The organism is Gloeocapsopsis crepidinum LEGE 06123 (assembly GCF_015207655.1).
GTDB classification, from domain to species: domain Bacteria; phylum Cyanobacteriota; class Cyanobacteriia; order Cyanobacteriales; family Chroococcidiopsidaceae; genus Gloeocapsopsis; species Gloeocapsopsis crepidinum.
Genome location: NZ_JADEWN010000043.1, coordinates 13,689 through 32,721, shown reverse-complemented (window position 1 = coordinate 32,721; position 19,033 = coordinate 13,689). Strand labels below are relative to the sequence as shown.

Here is a 19,033-nt window from a genome sequence, read left to right as displayed (position 1 = left end):
TCACTCATTCCTCTCTAGCTGCTAGGGCGCTGAAACTGGGAAGGAGAACGGAAATACTCAACTCGTTGGTCTTTTAAAGCTTTCTGCATAAAGTCGCGCCATACGGGTGCAACAAAACCACCGCCAGTCGATCCTTTACCTAAGGGTCGATAATTATCGTTTCCTACCCACACCGCAGTTGCTAACTGAGGTACGTAACCGACAAACCAAATGTCCCGTTCTGAGGATGTTGTTCCTGTTTTCCCAGCCGCTTGGCGGTCGAGTTGTGCTGCTCTACCAGTACCATTATTAATAACTCCTTGCATCACACTAGTAAGCGAAGCTGCTGCCCAAGGATCTAATACAAGTTGGGGCTTAGGTGTATTGTCGAGTAACACATTGCCACTACTGTCACTCACACGGACAATGACTGTTGGTGGCGAGTGCCAACCATAATTAGCAAAAGTCGCATAAGCACTAGCCATTTCTAATGGTGTGACACCAATTGCTCCTAGGGGTAATGAAATCACTGGCTCCATTGGACTATTAATCCCCAGAACCCGACAAATTTCAATCACTTTATTCAGTCCAACAGCCCGCCCAATCTTAATTGCCGGAATGTTTCGCGAAACTTCTAAGGCTCTGCGAATCGACATCGATCCTTGAAAGGAACTATCGTAGTTCTTGGGTACATAGCGTTGAGCACTACCATCGTTATAGCTAACTGGAGTATCTTCCACTATTGAGTTAGGAGTATACTTTCCAGAGGCAAATGCTGCGTAGTACACAAATGGCTTAAATGCTGAGCCAGGTTGACGATGTGCTTGAATAGCACGGTTGAACTCGCTTTTTCTAGGATCTACACCACCAACTAAGGCTTTGACAAACTGAGTTCGCGGATCGACAGCAACCAATGCCATTTGATCGCCATTGACTCCTTGGGCACGAATTCTTTTATGCCAAGTTGTTACGGTTTCCTCTGCCATCCGCTGCATATCAGCATCTACAGTCGTTTGGACGCGCATTCCGCCTTTAAGCACTGCATCACGCCCAAAGCGCTGGGCTAACTCTTGTGCGGCTGCATTTGTCACATAAGGCATTGCACTACCTTGAAATGAACGGATGCGACCTAGGTTGATTTCTGCTTCACGCGCAGCGGCTTCTTCTTCAGGTGTAATCCAACCTAATTGCAGCATTCGATTGAGGACAACTCCCTGGCGTTGTTTTGCCCGTTCCATATTGTTAAACGGGCTATATTGTTCTGGGGCTTGAATCATACCTGCCATCATTGCTGATTCAGCCAAGTTGAGATTTGCTGCTGATTTATTAAAGTAAGTACGGGCTGCGGTTTGGACGCCGTAGTTATTGTGACCCCAATAAACTTGGTTGAGGTACAACTCTAAAATTTCTTCTTTACTCAGAACTTGCTCAAGGCGTACTGCTAAGACAGCTTCTGCAACTTTACGACTAAATTTCCGTTCTTGCGACAAGAAAATATTTCTTGCCAACTGCATTGAGACTGTAGAACCACCCTCCGCAACCGCACCGCGTTGCCAGTTAACAAGTAATGCACGACCAACACTGCCAACGTTGATGCCCTGATGATAATAAAAGTGGCTATCTTCAATCGCCATAACAGCGCGTTTAAGGTCTGGCGAAATGCGATCTAACGGTACAACTTCACGGTTAGCTTCACCATGAATACTCGCAAGCAGTCTACCTTTAATGTCGTAAATATAAGAAGTTTCTGAGGGAAAATAGTTACGTAAAGCTCTCACATCCGGTAGATTGCGGAAACTGGTTGCTAGCCCAATCAATCCCCCAGCTACAACAGCACTAGTCAGCATAACGGTTGCCAACAGTGTGCCGCCAGTTACCTGACCGACTTCTTTGACAAACTGATAACTGGGTGAAGAGCCTCTTTGTTGTTTTTTATGAACAATACTAGAAGACACGGCGGTTTAATTTCCTCACTTGTAGACTGGGGTTGAAATTGAATGATGTAAAGACAACTAATTTTTGCAATTATAGTAATCTGACACCTGAGCTAATGAGAACAAAGTGTGATAACGAATCAATTATATGAAGACCAGTTGAGCTATCAAGTTCCTAGTATGACGCAAAGCCCAGGAGAAACCAAAGTACAATCAACAACTGATAGTGTAGTAAAATTTACGTGGCTACGTCGTGGTGTCAGCGAGATTTTTCCTGACCAAGTTGCTGATAATTCGCTGGAAAACCTTGAAAAACGTTTGACAAACACGCATCGACCTTTGCGTGTTAAATTGGGCATCGATCCTACAAGTCCCGATATCCATTTGGGTCATAGCATTCCTTATAGAAAACTGAGAGCTTTTCAAGATGCGGGGCATACGGCGGTACTTATTATTGGCGATTTTACTGCAAGAATCGGCGATCCAACAGGTAAATCAGAAGTTCGTCGCCAGTTGAACGAAGAAATGGTGGCACAAAATGCCAAAACCTACTTGGAGCAGTTACGTCCTATCTTAGATTTTGACACGCCAGGTAGGTTAGAAGTTCGCTACAACTCCGAGTGGCTCTCAAAGTTGGATTTGGCAAAAATTTTAGGGTTACTCACCACGATGACTGTCGGGCAAATGTTAGCAAAAGAAGGCTTTGCTGAACGTTATACCCAAGAAAACCCGATTTACTTGCATGAGTTTTTGTACCCAATTATGCAGGGGTATGATTCTGTTGCGGTAGAAGCTGATGTGGAATTAGGTGGTACAGATCAAAAGTTTAATATTGCAGTAGGTCGAGATTTACAACGTCATTTTGGCTTTCCTCCACAGTTCGGCGTACTGATGCCGATATTGATCGGAACTGACGGGGTACAGAAGATGTCTAAATCGTTGGGAAATTATGTCGGCTTATCTGAAGATCCACTGACAATGTATTCCAAATTAGAAAAAACTCCCGATCGTCTCCTGGAACAATACTTTGAGTTGTTGACGGATTTACCTTTGGATCGCCTGCCGGAAAATCCTCGCGATCGCCAAAAACTTCTAGCATTAAATATCGTCTCTCAATATCACGGTCAAGAAGCCGCAGCTAAAGCCCAACAAACCGCAATGTCGCTGATTCAAGGAGCAACAACTGATACATCCACTGTCCCAGAATTTTCTTTATCACAGGTAGAGTTTCCGGCTAAGTTGTTTTATATTCTGAGTGCAAGTAAATTGTGTAAAAGTAGTTCCGATGCCCGCAGGCAAATTCAAGGCGGTGCAGTAAGAATAGATGGCGATCGCATTACACAACTTGACTTAGCTTTTGAAAAACCCGAACAACTGTACGATAAAGTTCTTCAAGTTGGCAAAAATAAGTTTGTACGGCTTGTACCATGATTAAATTGAGTGGCTAGTGGCGCTTTGGTTAGTTTTGAATTTTAAGTTTTGTTAGCGTAGCGGTGCCTTAGCACGTTTTGAATTGAAGAATTTTCTTAACTTATAACTCCTCCAACTCCCTGAACTGTGACCCCCAACCCCTGACCCCTAGTTTTATGTCTTCAGAACGCATTATTGTGCCTTTAGATGTTGCCAGCGAAGCCGAGGCGATCGCATTGCTTGAAAGATTACCAGAAGTGACTTTCTGGAAAGTTGGTTTAGAACTTTTTGTCAGTAGTGGTCCAGGTATCTTAAAAATACTCAAAAACCAACAAAAGCGAATTTTTTTGGATCTAAAGTTTCATGATATTCCGAACACAATGGCAGGTGCGTGTTGGGCAGTAGGGCGTTATGGAGTTGACTTACTAACAATTCATGCTGCAGCAGGAAAAGAAGCGATCGCCGCAGCGCAGCAAGCAGTGCAAGAAGGTGCGGCATCAGCAGGTGTTGTACCTCCCAAAGTGCTGGCGATTACACTCCTGACAAGTATCTCAGCGCGACAACTTGCGTTTGATTTAAAGATTCCTCTAGAGTTACCTGAGTATGCGTTACAAATGGCGCTGTTGGCTCAAGAAGCGGGGGTAGATGGTGCTGTTTGTTCTCCTCAAGAAGTAGCACAGTTACGTCAAACGTGTGGTGACGACTTATTACTAGTTTGCCCTGGGGTACGACCAAGTTGGGCAGAAGAGGGAGATCAAAAGCGATCGCTAACTCCAGCACAAGCGTTAAAAGCTGGGGCTGATTACCTTGTCATTGGACGTCCAATTACTGCGGCTAAAGAGCCAAAACTTGCTTGGATGCGCATTTGTGACGAGTTAGCAGCGTCATGATAGCAGTAAGAAGGCTACAAATCTCAATTTGTACATACTTGCTTGCTTATAGCTTCAGCCTAGAACTTACAAAGACAAAGCCAGCCCATAGTACATATCTCCAACAATCTGTGGGATTTGTTCAGCGATCGCCGCAGTGTCAAACCGAAGATGTGGAAATATTAACTTCACAACTTTTACCAGCTTTACCAGGCTATGCGAATCGAGTTAGCCAACGCACTCGTCGTCGCGATGCGATCGTTGATATTTATACCTATGTGCTTATTGCCGGACGCCCTGAGTTTATACCATTAACACTTGGTCCTGGCGAATATACTCCTGATATGGAAACAGTAACTGCACAACAGCCGCAACAAGTATTTATCACAACACTCGAACGACAGTATATCGATGGGAAACCCGTCGAACTACAACAATTTCACTGGCTGTTTTTTACTCGCGCAGAAGGTGGTTGGCGACTCGCAATGATGTTTTCCCGCACAGGTTCATATCCTTCTCAACGACCTGTAACACCTCCTAGAAATAGCAGTAATGGCATTATTGCTCAAGCAATTCGGACATGGTTACGTGATTGTCAAACTAATTTGTAAGTAGGTGAAACTAAACGTAATTAAAAGCTGGGAACTGGTAACTGGTCATTGGTAATTGTAAAAAATATTGAGCAACAATTACCAATTTCCTGATATGAAATAAGGCAGCTATGATTTACACAAAAGGTCTATTGCATCTCATCTAACTTGGCACGTACTGATTGGATATCTTGCCACATCAACCATTTTGGACTGCCGCGTTCGCGAGAAGGGTTACGCAACAAATATGCTGGATGAAGAATAGGCATACATAAACGTCCTTCCCACTCAATCCAGTTTCCTCGAATTTTTGTAATTCCGCGTTTTTCTCCTGTCAAACCTTTGAGTGCGGTTGCACCAGTAAACAAAATAACTTTTGGATTAACCAAACGAATTTGCTCTAGAAGATAAGGTTTACACGCGCTAATTTCATCAGTAGTAGGAACGCGATTGTTTGGTGGACGGCACTTAATGACATTACAGATATAAATATCACTATCTGTATCCAGTTTTACCGAAGCCAAAATTTTATCAAGGAGTTGCCCAGCTTTACCGACAAAGGGTAATCCAGTTTCATCTTCATTTTGCCCTGGGGCTTCGCCAATGATCATAATCGGTGCTTGCAAATTCCCGCGTCCGACTACAGCATGAGTACGAGTTTCGCCAAGTCCGCACCGATGACACTTGTTACAATGCTGTGCGATTTCTGTCATTGCGGAATATGTGCCAGGAGGAATCGGAATTTTAGCGTCTGTTGGAATTAATTCAGGCTGTACTACTGCCGATGCTTCTAAATCAGTAGTAGTATCTTGAAAAAGACTAAGTTGCTCTTCGCTGCTAGTCATGATTGAAATAGCGTCAGTTTAAATGAAATGCATTGCGCTTGCGTAGCATCCTGGTTGCCCCTCAATTCTACTCTAGTGCGTTCAGTCTAAAAGTAGCTACATTGAACTAAAATCAGTCATCATAGAATGAAGACTGTCGCGCTTTATGGTGTTAGGCGCACTCATGTCAGATTTTCCTCTTTTTCGCGATCGCATTGATGCTGGCGAACAGTTAGCACAAGCAATTTCCTTTGCTTTAACTCAGCCACCGTTATCTACAATAAATGCCCAACCAATTGTCTATGCCCTGCCACGCGGCGGCATACCTGTAGGGTTGCCAGTAGCACAATTACTTCAGTGTCCGCTAAGTATCTTAGTTGCCAAAAAAATTAGCCATCCCAAGAATCCTGAATTAGCAATTGGTGCTGTTAGTGCCGATGGTAACGTGCTTTGGGCTGAAGAAACGCCATTTTATGTTCCTTATTCGCGTCTAGGAAAAAGCGCACTGGCTGATGCCACAGCGAAAGCACAAGAACAACTTGCCCAACTGACACCTGCGTGTCCTAAAGTTGATGCTGAAGGTGCGATCGCAATTATTGTTGATGATGGTATTGCGACAGGAATGACAATTGCTGTTGCTGCCCAAGCCCTAAAAGCCCAAAATCCTGCCGCAATCTTATTGTGTGCCCCATTAGCACCACGTGGGTTGATTTCTTGGCTCGAACAATGGGGCAGTGTGATTGTGTTAGAAACACCGCAATCATTCATGAGTGTCAGTCGCTTCTATGCTGAATTTCCCCAAGTCGAAACTGAAGAAGCCTTTGCTTATTTACTGCAACACAGAGAAGGGGTGAGGAGTGATGAGTGAGGGGTGAGTTAAGTACTATTCAAAATCAGTAGTGATATGTCAATCAAACAATCCCGAAACGAAAATCAAACTTCGCTGCCAAGAATCTTAGAACCAGAAGTTATGGATAGTTGGGAAGAGGCAGTAGAGTACGACGAGATGGACTTTACTGAAGTTAATACTGCGTTTGCTAAAAGTGTTATTGAGTTCGGACCTAATTTTGAGGCAAATGTTCTTGATGTCGGTACGGGTACAGCACGAATTCCCATATTGATCGCTTCTCGGTGTCCTCAATGGCAGATCTGGGGCATTGATTTAGCCAAAAGTATGTTACAGCTTGGCATGCGGCACGTCAAAAACGCTGGCTTAGAACAACAGATTTTGCTGGAAACTGTTGATGCTAAAAAAATGCCTTATCCTAATGGGCAATTTCAGATGGTAATTTCTAATAGCTTAGTACATCATTTACCTGATCCTTTACCCTTTTTTCATGAAGTAGCACGAGTACTACAACCACAAGGTGCTATATTCATTCGCGATTTGATTCGTCCTGCAAATGTTGAGATAATGGAGTCTTTGGTCGCAAGCATTGGTGCAGAATACGACGAACAGCAAAAGAAACTCTTTCGCGATTCACTCAATGCCGCACTTACTTTAGATGAGGTTCATGATTTAATTAAGCAAGCTAATTTGAGTGATGTAAAAGTTTATCAATCTTCAGATCGACATTGGACAGCACAAAGAGCGTGGCACTATTAAACTTGAATTCACAACACCAGTGGGATCTATATAAACTTGTTATTCGTCCTGTACTATTTACTGGATTAAAGAGCGATCCAGAATGGTTGTATCAAAGAACGATTACCACTCTTAGCTGGTTAGAGAATGCGCCACATCACCCAGTTACGAAATCAACGCAACGTTTACTACAAAAATCCTTATGTTTGAGTGATGAACGCTTAGCACGAGAACTTTGGGGAATTCAATTTCCTAATCCTATAGGTTTAGCCGCAGGTTTTGATAAAGATGGTGTTGCGGCTAGTGTATGGACAAACTTTGGTTTTGGCTTTGCCGAAGTTGGTACTGTGACATTTCACGCGCAACCAGGAAATCCCCGTCCACGCTTATTTCGTTTACCACAAGATAGTGCTGCTTTAAATCGGATGGGATTTAATAATTCCGGTGCAGCAATGATGGCAAAAAGATTACAAAGTGCCTCTCATGTGATACCGATTGGAGTTAATTTAGGAAAATCAAAAATTACTCCATTAGAAGCAGCAGCCTCTGATTATCTAGAAAGTTTTCGCTTACTTAAAGATTTAGGAGATTACTTTGTTGTCAATGTTTCTTCGCCAAATACACCAGGACTGCGATCGCTTCAAAATACCGCAGAACTCAGTTCAATTTTGGACGCATTACAACAAGAAAATCAAGCTTCTAAGCCAATTTGTGTAAAAATTGCTCCCGATCTCGAATGGGAAGCGATCGCCGCCATCATTGAAATTGCCCAAACATACAAACTTGCGGGAATTATTGCGACAAACACAACAATAAGTCGCGATCGCCTCCAAACAAAAACATTGGCGCAAACAGGAAAACTTATTACAGAAGAAGCTGGAGGAATAAGCGGCTTACCAGTACGCGATCGCGCTACTGAAATTATCCGGTTTATCTACCAACAAACACAAGGTCAACTCCCAATTATTGGCGTCGGTGGGATTTTTACTGCCCAAGATGCTTGGGAAAAAATTGTTGCAGGTGCAAGCCTCGTACAAGTTTATACGGGTTGGATTTATGAAGGACCGTTGATGGTACGCCGGATTTTACAAGGATTACTCCTTAAACTAGAAGAACACAAACTCAATTCAATTGTTGATGCGGTAGGATTACAATCAACCAAGAACTTATGATTGCACTTACCCAACGTCAGCCACCCAACGCTGCGATCGCAGTTAGTTTGACTTTAGCACTGACTGCGGAAGAACGAACTCGAAGTCGCTATCGCATTGAAACTCAAGATGACATTATATTTCTACGCTTACCCAGAGGTACAGTACTTCACGACGGTGACTTACTGCAAGCTGAAGATGCCAGTGTGATTGTGCGGGTCACTGCTAAGCCTGAACCTGTTCTTGTTGTTACAGCACCTTCGGTAGTATTGCTTAAAGCTGCATACCATCTAGGAAATCGTCATGTACCTGTAGAAGTCACCCAAGACTATTTGCGATTATCGCCCGATCCAGTTTTACGTGCCATGCTAGAACAACTTGGAACGCAGGTACACGAAGCGATATTACCATTTCAGCCAGAAAGAGGTGCGTATGGACATCATCATGAGCAATGAGCGATAGATGATATGACAATTGAGCGTGTATTGTATCTTTTACAACTTGCAAGTCCAGCTTTACCCGTAGGTGCTTATAGTTATTCTGAGGGGATCGAAGCACTTGTTGAGATGGGTATAATTAGCAATGCGCAAAGCTTGCAACATTGGTTAGAGCAAGAACTACGTTATGGTGCAATTCGACTAGAAGCCGCAGTGATGGTTCGGACGTATCATGCGGTGCAAAATGGAGATATAGAAGCTTTAAGTTATTGGAATCAGTGGCTGTCAGCAGCGCGAGAAACCGAGGAATTACGATCCTCAAGTTGGCAAATGGGGCGATCGCTCATTAAACTTCTTGTAGAATTGCAACCGCAAGTATTGCCTTTAGCTGATGCTGTGGGATCTTGTAATTATGCGATCGCATTTGGCATTGCGGCGGCTTCCTGGAAAATAGAACCCTTGTCAGCGGTTATTTTGGGATATCTACACAGTTGGACAACGAATCTTGTGACTGCTGGGGTGAAATTAATTCCGCTAGGACAAACGGCGGGGCAACAAATCATATTAAATTTATTTTCCGATCTCACAAATACGGCGACAGAGGCTCTTACCTTAAGTGATGATGACTTGTGTAGCTGCAGTTGGGGATTATCGCTTGCGAGTATGGCGCACGAAACTCAGTATACAAGATTATTTCGCAGTTAGACTTTTTCTACATCCATATCAGAGATTACTTATACCTGATCTTTGATTACCAACTGCTAGGCTTATAGATAGTTTTTCCTGAAGTACCTGTCAAACTCTGAGGAAACTGAGCTTTTGGAAGTAAAGCAGTCGGTAGAGTCTTATGTTTATCCGCAACATTTCGTAACTCCGTTGCGGCTCCCCGCTTAGGATGACTTGCAGGAATATAGACAGTAATTTGAATTTCTGGATGCCTTTTCTTGACTAGTTTCACTGCTGGTACCAAGTCGGAGTCACCGGAAACTAAAATCATGCGATCGCATGCATTCTGATAAGCATCATCAAGCATTTGTAACGCGATGTTGACATCTGTTCCTTTTTCTTCAGGTACTTTATAGGCTTTGTTTCCTTGGTACCTGCACTCTTTTATTCGACAGCGTAACTCTTTAAGCTTGTAAAGTCCAAATACTATTTCAATTATTGGTAAGGTAGCTAGCGCATCAAAGTACGTTTCCTGTCTCTCTAGCTGGTTGCCGCTTACTTTTGCTGTAAAGTACCAAATCTTTTGTATATCATCATCCTGTCTAAGAATCTCAAAGTATTTTTGTAGATTCAGCCACTTATAAGGAGTATCTTTAACAGCACCATAATAGAAGTTAAAGCCATCTATATATACAACGCTACGTTTAGCCAAAACACTTATTCTTTCCAATAACAAAGCCTGCCAACTCATAGAAGGCAGACTTATCATTTCCTTATCCAAAAGGTAGCCATTTAGGCTACCCAACCAGCTATTGCTGGGGAGTTGTATTTCAATTATATGTCATTAAAACTGTGCTGACAACTGCTTTTTCCTGTGATTCAGAACACCAGCATTTTCATCGGCTACCTAATATAGCAATCCTATTTGATATGATCCAGGCTGTATGTCGTTCTGTAAGTTCAAACGTTGCTAGATTTAAAGTTTAGAATAGTGTGCGAAGCTCTTGATAAGTGCTAACTGCTAATTATGAGTGCGTTTCGTGTTGGTGTTGCAGGTCCTGTCGGATCGGGGAAAACAGCGTTAGTCGATGCGTTATGTAAAGCAATGCGTCAACAATATCATCTTGCGGTGGTGACGAATGATATTTATACGCAAGAAGATGCACAATATTTGGTGCGTTCTCAGGCGCTGAGTGGCGATCGCATTTTAGGTGTAGAAACTGGCGGATGTCCCCATACCGCAATTCGGGAAGATGCCTCAATGAATTTAGCAGCAATTGAACAATTAGAACAGCGATTTAGCAATCTTGATTTAGTTTTTCTAGAGAGTGGTGGCGATAATTTAGCAGCTACCTTTAGCCCTGAATTAGTTGATTTAACTATATACGTCATTGATGTTGCTGCTGGTGATAAAATTCCTCGCAAAGGTGGTCCAGGAATTACTAAGTCAGATTTATTAGTGATTAATAAAATTGATTTAGCACCTTTTGTTGGGGCTGATCTTGATGTCATGGAACGAGATGCTAAGAGAATGCGGGGTCATAAACCTTTTGTTTTTACTAACTTAAAAACTCACAAGGGACTGGCAACAGTTATTGATTTTGTGCGAATGAATTGCGAGGAATGTTGAGTAACTTAAGAATAGGAACAAAAATTGGTGCAAGTTTTGCTTTAGCACTGACAATGCTGAGTACAATTGGCTTAGTTTCTTACCGCAATACAACACAGCTAATTGATACTGCCCGAAGCGAAAATCATAGTTATCAAGTTATTACAGAGTTAGAAGACCTCAGTTCAAGAATTAAAGATGCTGAAACTGGACAACGAGGCTATCTGCTTACGGGAGATCAACGTTATCTGGAACCTTATAACTCAGCAATTACAGTCATAGAAAAAAACCTCAATGACTTGCGTCAACTCACCTCGGATAATCCAAGTCAACAAAGTAGAATTGCTACTTTAGAACCATTAGTTAATCGACGAATAGCACTTATTCAACAAACACTAGCTTTACGAGAAACGCAGGGTTTTGAAATAGCACTACAGGTTGTCCTTAGGGATGAGGGCAAAAATTTGATGGATCGCATTCGGGTAATATTAGCTGATATGGAGGTAGAAGAACGCGAATTATTACAACAGCGATCGCAACTTGCCCAAGCCGCAACTCAACAAACAATTTATACTATCCTCTTTGGTATTCCTCTAGCTTTTGGCACACTAATTTTAATTGCTTATTTTCTGAGTAAAAGTATCTCGCAACCTCTAGCCGAAGTTTCTGTGGTTGCAACAAAACTAGCAGCAGGAGATTTATTTGTCAGCATACCAGAACAAAATCGGCAAGATGAAGTTGGTGTATTAACTCGTGCATTTAATCAGATGATTGCGAGTCTACGGATAACAACGTTAAAAAACAATGAGCAAGCATGGTTAAAATCAAACTTAGCAAAGTTTGCTGTCATGCTTCAAGGGCAAAGAGACATAGAGAAAGTTGCTGAGTCCGTTTTATCTGAATTAGCTCCATTAGTAAATGCCCAACACGGCGTTTTTTACATTATGGAGACTAGTGATGAAAAACCAGTACTGAGACTTTTAAGTAGCTATGCACATCAAGAACAAACACCACAACAATTTCAATTAGGTGAAGGTTTAATTGGACAATGTGCTTTAACACAGCAAAAAATCTTACTAACTGAAGTACCGAGTAACTATATTCGGATTAGTTCGGGATTGGGAGAAGCAACTCCTCAATCTGTTATTGTTTTACCTATTGTATTTAATTCCAAAATTACTGCTGTTATTGAATTAGCTTCATTACAACAGTTGAGTGAACTTCAGTTGACGTTTCTAGAGCAAGCGAGTGATAACCTGGCAATTGTCCTCAACACGATCGCCTCTGACACTCGCACGCAACAACTACTACAGCGATCGCAGACTTTAACAACAGAACTCCAAGCCCAGCAAGAAGAACTGCGCACTAGCAATCGCCGCCTCGAACAGCAGCAACAAGAGTTACAGCAGACAAACGAAGAATTACAGCAACTCAATGAAGAACTTGAAGAAAGATCTGAGTTACTCTCAGCACGAAATCAGGAAGTAGAGCGAAAAAATCAAGAAGTTGACCAAGCAAGACAGTCATTAGAAGCAAAAGCTACTGAATTAGAGCAAATTTCGCAATACAAGTCGCAGTTTCTCGCGAATATGTCTCATGAGTTGCGAACACCCCTTAATAGCTTGTTAATTTTAGCCAAATTACTGGCAGATAATACGGCAGGCAACTTGAGTGAAAAGCAAGTTGAATACAGCCGGACAATTTATGCTTCAGGAAAAGACTTACTCGGATTAATTAACGACATTCTCGATCTTGCCAAAATTGAATCGGGAACGATGTCAGTTGATATTAATCCCCTAACGTTAACGGATATACGTGTTAATATTGAGCGAACCTTTGAGCAAGTTGCTCAAGATAAAGGGCTTGAGTTTAGCGTTGAGTTTGCTCGCGACAGATTACCGGATGTTATTTATACCGATGGTAAACGTTTACAGCAAGTTTTAAAAAATCTCTTAGCAAACGCTTTCAAATTTACTGAACAGGGACAAGTTCGCTTTAAAATTGATATTGCAACTCAAGGATGGGATCTCAAACAAGAATCTTTGAATCGTGCAGATACAGTATTGGCTTTTGCAGTAGAAGATACCGGAATTGGTATTGCTGAAGATAAGCACAAGTTGATTTTTGCGGCTTTTCAACAAGCAGATGGAACAACAAATCGTAAATACGGCGGTACTGGATTAGGTTTATCCATTAGTCGCGAAATTGCCCGACTTTTAGGAGGAGACATTCAGCTTGTTAGCCGTTTAGGAGAAGGCAGTACGTTTACACTGTATCTACCGCTAAATGATGCAGGCATCAGGAGTCAAAAATCAGATGTTAGGGAAGAAGAATTATCCCCTTACCCCTCGCCCCTCACTCCTCGCCCCTCCCTTCAAGACGATCGCAACGCAATTCAACAAGGCGATCGCACGCTATTAATCGTGGAAGACGATCTTAACTTTGCTCGGGTGTTACTCGATATGGTACAACAACACGGGTTTAAAGTTCTCTTGGCACAAAATTCAAATGATGGGTTACTACTAGCACAGCAGTTTCAGCCAAATGGCATTATGGTTGATATCAACTTACCCGATCTTGACAGTAGTGCCTTACTAGAGCGTTTACAGCAACATCCTCAAACCAAAAACGTTCCTGTACATACAATTTCTGGCAGAGAGTACTTTACTTACAGTTTGTCTCCTGGGGCGATCGCTTATGTGCAAAAGCCTGTTAATAGTCAAGCCTTGGCAAAAGTCCTCGCTGACATCAAAGAAATTGCAGCGCATCAAGTGAAAAAATTGCTGATCGTCGAAGACAATGCTGCGCAACGTCAAAATGTGATCGAGTTGATTGAGAACAAAGGTGTTAAAGTAACTGCTGTGGGTACAGGAGCAGAAGCATTAGTCGCCCTTCAGCAGCATCACTTTGATTGTCTGATCCTTGATTTGGGGTTACCTGATATGAGCGGGTTTGAGCTAATTCAAGTGATTAAACAGCAGTATAGCAACGAACTTCCCATTATTATTTACACTGGTCAAGAACTAACACCCCAAGAAGCAACTGAACTGAAACGTATTGCACAAGCAATAGTCATTAAAGATCGACAACAAGGAAGCGTGCAACTGGGAGTATCACTAGAACGACTATTGGATGAAACTGCTTTGTTTTTGCACCGCGTGCAAGCAAATTTACCGACACCGCAACGCCATGAACCACCGACTCAAAGTGATCGCCTCCTAACGGGAAAAAACGTTCTCATTGTCGATGATGATGTCCGCAATATTTTCGCATTAACAAGCGTACTAGAACGCTATCAGATGCAAGTTTTATTTGCAGAAAATGGTAAAGCAGGAATTGCTTTGTTAGAACAAACACCAATTGATATTGTCTTGATGGATGTGATGATGCCAGAAATGAACGGTTATGAGACAATGCAGGCGATTCGGGCAAAAGCTCAGTTCCAATCTTTACCCATTATTGCTCTTACTGCTAAAGCTATGGTAGGCGATCGCGAAAAATGTATTGCCGCAGGTGCTTCAGATTACATTACCAAGCCTGTTGATATCGAACAACTGCTATCGCTGATGCGGGTTTGGCTGTATCAATGAAGCAATTAGCTATTAGCTGTTAGCAATTAGCTAATAGACAACAGCATGAATAAGAATGAACTGGAAGACATTGAAATTCGGTTACTGCTAGAGGGGATTTTTCATTACTATGGTTTTGATTTTCGTCGTTATGCCCCTGTTGCTATCAAGCGTCGCATTCGGAATATTTTATATTTGGAGCAGTTAGCAACTGTTTCGGCACTGCAAGAAAAAGTTTTACACGATCGTACTTTTCTAGAACAATTTCTGAACTACATGACAGTTAATGTCACCGCAATGTTTAGAGATCCTCAGTTCTATCTCACTTTCAGACATAAAGTTATCCCTTTACTAAGAACTTATCCTTTTATTCGCATTTGGTGTGCGGGATGTTCGACTGGGGAAGAAGTGTATTCGCTGGCAATTTTACTTTACGAAGAAAATCTCTATCACCGCTGTCGTATTTATGCAACCGACATTAATGAAACTGTATTAAGAAATGCCCAAGCAGGAATTTTCCCTATGAGACTGATGCAAGAATACACCCAGTCTTATTTACAAGCAGGAGGTAAACAGTCGTTTTCAGAGTATTATACTGCAGCGTACGATAATGCAATTTTTCGTGCATTTCTCAAGCAGAACATTGTCTTTTCCCAACACAACTTAATATGCGATCGCTCTTTCAACGAATTTAATGCAATTTTGTGCCGTAATGTGCTGATCTACTTTAATCAATCACTACAACAGCAAGTCCACCAGCTTCTGTATGATAGCTTATGCTTATTTGGTATTCTCGGATTGGGAAATCAAGAATCGCTCAATTTGAGTCACCAAGAAAGATACTATAAACAATTAGCGGGTCGCGAGCGACTTTATCAAAAAATTAGTTAGTAGCAATTCAGGTCATCATTTGCTAAAAAAAGATCATTGTTAAGTGAGAATTTAGTAATTTTTCCAGGGTAGACGACAACAAAACCCTAAAGTCCCAAACCTCTGACTACTCAAGGTGAAGCAATGCCATCGGAACCGAAAGTTAATATTCTTATGGTAGACGACCATCCAGAGAATCTCTTGGCACTAGAGGCTATTTTAGAGGGATTGGGGCAAAATCTTGTCAAAGCCCATTCAGGGATGGAAGCACTGCGTTGCCTGTTGAATCAAGATTTTGCAGTGATTTTATTAGATGTCCAAATGCCAGATATGGACGGTTTTGAGACTGCTACACTCATTCGCCAAAGGGCGCGATCGCACTCTACGCCAATTATTTTCCTGACAGCATTTAGCACTAGCGACACGCTACAAATTCGAGGTTATTCGCTAGGAGCAGTAGATTATTTATTTAAACCAATTCAACCAGAAATTTTAACTTCTAAAGTTTCAGTATTTGTTGAACTGTACCAAAAAACTGCACAAATTGAACAGCAAGCTGCAGAACTTAAAAAAAGTGAAGAACGCTTCCGGCGTTTAAGTGCAAGTTCTCCGGTAGGCATTTTTTTGTTGGATACCTCAGCACGCTGTACATATATGAACTCGCGCTGTCAAGTCATTTGTGGATGTACCCTAGAACAAATTACTCAAAATTGGTGGCAAATTATTCATCCTGAAGAGCGTAACGGCGTCTACACTGAATGGGCTGAGTGTTTTTATGCTGGACAAGAATACTCAAACGAGTTTCGCATCCAAACTCAGGATACTGTCCGCTGGGTACATTTACGCTCATCACCGATGCTTTGTGACAAAGGTGAAGTCATTGGTTATGTCGGAACTTTAGAAGACATTAGCGATCGCAAGCAAGCTGAAGCCGAACGCAGTAAACTCATCTACGAGCAAGCCGCACGTGCTGAAGCGGAAACTGCTAACCGGATGAAAGATGAATTTTTAGCTGTGCTGTCGCACGAACTCCGCACTCCGTTAAACTCTATCTTAGGCTGGGCAGGACTGTTACGTACGCGTAAGTTTGATGAAAAAACTATTGCCAAAGCTTTAGAGACCATCGAACGCAATGCTAAATCACAAGCTCAGTTGATCGAAGACATCCTTGATATTTCCCGAATTATTCAAGGTAAACTCCGCTTGCATCTTTGTCCAGTCACTTTAATCCCAATTATTGAAGCAGCAATCAACGCAGTACGTCCAGCGGCTGAAGCAAAAGCAATTCAACTGGAGACTTGTTTTGATACACCAAAGTTTGTCTGTGCCGATCCAGAGCGTTTGCAACAAGTGATCTGGAATTTACTCACAAATGCCATTAAATTTACTCCTGAACGAGGCATCGTTGAGGTTCGTCTGGAAAGTATTGCTGCTTATACTCAAATTCATGTCCGAGACACTGGAATTGGAATTAAACCTGAGTTTCTTCCTTACGTCTTCGATACCTTTCGCCAAGGAGACAGCACTACAACGCGCAGTCACGGTGGACTTGGCTTAGGATTAGGAATCGTGCGTCATTTGGTAGAACTACATCATGGTACGGTAGCTGTCAGTAGTGCTGGGGAAGGACAAGGTGCAACTTTCACCGTCAGGCTACCAGTACTAGAAAAAGTGGAAGGTGAGCCACTCAAATCGCTACCATCACTTTCCTAAAGCAGAGGTGTGTTCAACAAAAAAGCTAGCTGTATTAGCTAGCTCATGACTTGATCCGAGAGTAATAAGTTTAGCTAGTAAGCACCTTTTTTACCCACAATCACCATCACAGTTTGTAGCAAGATTTGCATATCTAACCATAAAGACCAGTTTTCCATATAAGTGACATCTAGGCGAATCACTTGTTCAAAATCAGTAATATCTGATCTCCCAGAAACTTGCCATAATCCTGAGATTCCTGGTAGAACTTCTTGACGAATAAAGTGGTGTTCTGAAAACTTCTCAACATCTCGCACTGGTAAAGGACGAGGACCAACTAAGCTCATTTCGCCAAACATCACATTAAACAGTTGCGGTAACTCATCTAAGCTGTAACGACGAAGAAACTTACCAACACTAGTAATTCGAGGATCGTCTTTGATCTTGAAAAGAATTCCATCTTTGTTTTCATTTCTTGCTTCAAGTTCCTTTTGCAACTTGTCTGCATTGACAACCATCGTCCGGAACTTCCAAACCTTGAATGGTTTACCATGTAGACCAATGCGAGTCTGCTTGTAGAAGATGGGACCAGGAGAATCTATTTTAATCAGTAACGCAATCAAAAGATAAAGCGGTGATGCTAGTAAAACAAAGCTAGTTGCACAGACAAAGTCAAAGCAACGCTTCATTAAAAAGTCACTACCAGTAATTAATGGTGGAGATAGCTTAAGTGCTGGCAATCCTCCCACCATCTTGAGTTCTAAGTTTCTTTGAATTCCTTCTAAATCAACATCTATGGGCAAAATGTGTAGGGTAATGCCTGCATTACGTAGTTTCCAGTAGAGAAACATTCGGCTTTTGATCGATGCCCACGAGCAAACAAAGACTTCTGAGACTCCTAGACTACAAATCTGCTCAATTGTTGCATCTAAGTTCTCTTTGTCTGCTACCAAGGCTCCTACATCCGCCCATCCCAAGATTTTGTAGCAATTTTCTCTGGCAATAAGTCGATTTGCTTTCTCTTTGTCTTCTGGTCGAGAAATGATAAACGTTCGATAGCAAACAGCACCTTGCTTGCGGACATACTCGACTGTGCTATCAAATGTAAAGCGGGCAATAAACGTCAGTGATATGCTCAATGCCCACGACAAAATGAACGTAGAACGGGAAACAATACCACCAGGCTGATAGAAAAAGGCAACCAACAGTAGCAGTAAGTGTGAGATTGTTAGTGCTTTGACAAGATTAAAGTAATCGCGCCGCTCTTGCCTTGCATCATATAGTTTTTTTGCGGCAATTAAACCAACTTCAGTTGCGAGGATCGGCAAGATATAGAACGGATTGTATGCTGTACTCCAGGGTGAATCTGCTGGGGTGCCAAGCTTTTCCGCTAGATGCCACGCTGTATACAACATAGTGACATCGAGTGACATCAATGTTATTACACGTAACCACCTAACACCTGTACCGCGCCTTAGTCTAGTGAATACGGGAGCGCGTAAATCTAATTTATTCAGTGATAAGGAAGTCGTAGACGTCATTAGCTGCATCTCCACCCTAGAACTTAGGAAAATTTGTTGTCGCCATTACACAAGAACTTAATCATACTTTGCGGTTTCCCCAGTAATAATTCGGAATTGCAATCACTACAAGGTACATTTTTTTACAGACTTATTCAATATATTTTGAGAAAGATGTGCAGTAAAGCAGATTTGCTGGGCGACGTTTACCGGAACTTGGACTTGGTCTTTAAAAATAAGTTCCACAACCTAATTAACTTTTATGTTGCACATACATAACGAAACTACACATTTAGAAGACTTATATGTCTTGAGTCGGCAGAAATCA

16 protein-coding genes are annotated in these 19,033 nt (G+C 42.0%); 12 read left to right on the top strand and 4 right to left on the bottom strand.

The annotated features are described in order from the left end of the window. Window positions 1-14: 14 nt before the first annotated feature. Window positions 15-1,934, bottom strand: a complete 1,920-nt coding sequence (locus IQ230_RS16680; protein WP_193933299.1) for a transglycosylase domain-containing protein — start codon at window positions 1,932-1,934, stop codon at window positions 15-17. Window positions 1,935-2,093: 159 nt separating this feature from the next. On the opposite strand from IQ230_RS16680, the gene tyrS reads away from it, so the two are divergent. The 3 genes from tyrS (at window position 2,094) to IQ230_RS16665 (ending at window position 4,803) form a co-directional block, all read left to right on the top strand. After that, window positions 2,094-3,344, top strand: coding sequence for a tyrosine--tRNA ligase (gene tyrS, locus IQ230_RS16675; protein ID WP_193933342.1), 1,251 nt, complete (start codon window positions 2,094-2,096; stop codon window positions 3,342-3,344). A 155-nt stretch (window positions 3,345-3,499) separates the two neighbouring features. Next, on the top strand, window positions 3,500-4,213 hold the full coding sequence (pyrF, locus tag IQ230_RS16670) for an orotidine-5'-phosphate decarboxylase (protein ID WP_193933297.1): 714 nt from the start codon (window positions 3,500-3,502) through the stop codon (window positions 4,211-4,213). Next, entirely contained in the window at window positions 4,210-4,803 is a 594-nt protein-coding gene (locus IQ230_RS16665) for a hypothetical protein (RefSeq protein WP_193933295.1), read from the top strand. Before pyrF ends, IQ230_RS16665 begins: the two co-directional genes overlap by 4 nt. Window positions 4,804-4,931: 128 nt before the next feature. Here IQ230_RS16665 and IQ230_RS16660 read toward each other — a convergent pair whose 3' ends face one another. Then, window positions 4,932-5,627 carry a uracil-DNA glycosylase gene (locus IQ230_RS16660; protein ID WP_193933294.1) on the bottom strand — a complete coding sequence of 232 codons (696 nt, stop codon included), beginning with the start codon at window positions 5,625-5,627 and terminating at the stop codon, window positions 4,932-4,934. A 163-nt stretch (window positions 5,628-5,790) separates the two neighbouring features. Between IQ230_RS16660 and IQ230_RS16655 the strand changes: the two genes are divergently transcribed. The 5 genes from IQ230_RS16655 (at window position 5,791) to IQ230_RS16635 (ending at window position 9,484) form a co-directional block, all read left to right on the top strand. Next, complete coding sequence (locus tag IQ230_RS16655) at window positions 5,791-6,474, top strand: phosphoribosyltransferase (RefSeq protein ID WP_228055051.1); 684 nt, start codon at window positions 5,791-5,793, stop codon at window positions 6,472-6,474. A gap of 75 nt (window positions 6,475-6,549) precedes the next feature. Next, window positions 6,550-7,212, top strand: a complete 663-nt coding sequence (locus IQ230_RS16650; RefSeq protein WP_193933338.1) for a class I SAM-dependent methyltransferase — start codon at window positions 6,550-6,552, stop codon at window positions 7,210-7,212. Further along, window positions 7,200-8,363, top strand: a complete 1,164-nt coding sequence (locus IQ230_RS16645) for a quinone-dependent dihydroorotate dehydrogenase (protein WP_322742451.1) — start codon at window positions 7,200-7,202, stop codon at window positions 8,361-8,363. Before IQ230_RS16650 ends, IQ230_RS16645 begins: the two co-directional genes overlap by 13 nt. After that, complete coding sequence (ureE, locus tag IQ230_RS16640) at window positions 8,360-8,797, top strand: urease accessory protein UreE (protein WP_193933290.1); 438 nt, start codon at window positions 8,360-8,362, stop codon at window positions 8,795-8,797. Before IQ230_RS16645 ends, ureE begins: the two co-directional genes overlap by 4 nt. A 12-nt stretch (window positions 8,798-8,809) precedes the next feature. Next, entirely contained in the window at window positions 8,810-9,484 is a 675-nt protein-coding gene (locus IQ230_RS16635; protein ID WP_193933288.1) for an urease accessory protein UreF, read from the top strand. Window positions 9,485-9,530: 46 nt separating this feature from the next. Here the strand turns inward: IQ230_RS16635 and IQ230_RS16630 are convergent, their stop codons facing one another. After that, on the bottom strand, window positions 9,531-10,250 hold the full coding sequence (locus IQ230_RS16630; protein ID WP_193933287.1) for an NYN domain-containing protein: 720 nt from the start codon (window positions 10,248-10,250) through the stop codon (window positions 9,531-9,533). Window positions 10,251-10,472: 222 nt separating this feature from the next. Here IQ230_RS16630 and ureG point away from each other — a divergent pair, with 222 nt between their 5' ends. From ureG to IQ230_RS16610, 4 genes are all read left to right on the top strand, one after another. Next, on the top strand, window positions 10,473-11,075 hold the full coding sequence (ureG, locus tag IQ230_RS16625) for an urease accessory protein UreG (protein ID WP_193933285.1): 603 nt from the start codon (window positions 10,473-10,475) through the stop codon (window positions 11,073-11,075). After that, window positions 11,069-14,644 carry a response regulator gene (locus tag IQ230_RS16620; protein WP_193933283.1) on the top strand — a complete coding sequence of 1,192 codons (3,576 nt, stop codon included), beginning with the start codon at window positions 11,069-11,071 and terminating at the stop codon, window positions 14,642-14,644. The genes ureG and IQ230_RS16620 overlap by 7 nt, the downstream gene beginning before the upstream one ends. 45 nt (window positions 14,645-14,689) lie before the next feature. Then, on the top strand, window positions 14,690-15,514 hold the full coding sequence (locus tag IQ230_RS16615; protein ID WP_193933281.1) for a CheR family methyltransferase: 825 nt from the start codon (window positions 14,690-14,692) through the stop codon (window positions 15,512-15,514). 123 nt (window positions 15,515-15,637) lie between these two features. Beyond that, the gene (locus IQ230_RS16610) at window positions 15,638-17,206 is read left to right on the top strand and encodes a sensor histidine kinase (protein ID WP_193933279.1); all 1,569 of its coding nucleotides are present in this window, start codon (window positions 15,638-15,640) and stop codon (window positions 17,204-17,206) included. Window positions 17,207-17,280: 74 nt separating this feature from the next. Here the strand turns inward: IQ230_RS16610 and IQ230_RS16605 are convergent, their stop codons facing one another. Beyond that, the gene (locus IQ230_RS16605; RefSeq protein ID WP_193933277.1) at window positions 17,281-18,726 is read right to left on the bottom strand and encodes a sugar transferase; all 1,446 of its coding nucleotides are present in this window, start codon (window positions 18,724-18,726) and stop codon (window positions 17,281-17,283) included. Between the last annotated feature and the right edge of the window lie 307 nt (window positions 18,727-19,033).

Coding starts and splice junctions, on each gene's coding strand:
- tyrS (WP_193933342.1), top strand. CDS start 2,094: ATGACGCAAAGCCCAGGAGAAACCAAAGTACAATCAACAACTGATAGT.
- pyrF (WP_193933297.1), top strand. CDS start 3,500: ATGTCTTCAGAACGCATTATTGTGCCTTTAGATGTTGCCAGCGAAGCC.
- IQ230_RS16665 (WP_193933295.1), top strand. CDS start 4,210: ATGATAGCAGTAAGAAGGCTACAAATCTCAATTTGTACATACTTGCTT.
- IQ230_RS16660 (WP_193933294.1), bottom strand. CDS start 5,627: ATGACTAGCAGCGAAGAGCAACTTAGTCTTTTTCAAGATACTACTACT.
- IQ230_RS16655 (WP_228055051.1), top strand. CDS start 5,791: ATGTCAGATTTTCCTCTTTTTCGCGATCGCATTGATGCTGGCGAACAG.
- ureE (WP_193933290.1), top strand. CDS start 8,360: ATGATTGCACTTACCCAACGTCAGCCACCCAACGCTGCGATCGCAGTT.
- IQ230_RS16635 (WP_193933288.1), top strand. CDS start 8,810: ATGACAATTGAGCGTGTATTGTATCTTTTACAACTTGCAAGTCCAGCT.
- ureG (WP_193933285.1), top strand. CDS start 10,473: ATGAGTGCGTTTCGTGTTGGTGTTGCAGGTCCTGTCGGATCGGGGAAA.
- IQ230_RS16620 (WP_193933283.1), top strand. CDS start 11,069: ATGTTGAGTAACTTAAGAATAGGAACAAAAATTGGTGCAAGTTTTGCT.
- IQ230_RS16615 (WP_193933281.1), top strand. CDS start 14,690: ATGAATAAGAATGAACTGGAAGACATTGAAATTCGGTTACTGCTAGAG.
- IQ230_RS16610 (WP_193933279.1), top strand. CDS start 15,638: ATGCCATCGGAACCGAAAGTTAATATTCTTATGGTAGACGACCATCCA.
- IQ230_RS16605 (WP_193933277.1), bottom strand. CDS start 18,726: ATGACGTCTACGACTTCCTTATCACTGAATAAATTAGATTTACGCGCT.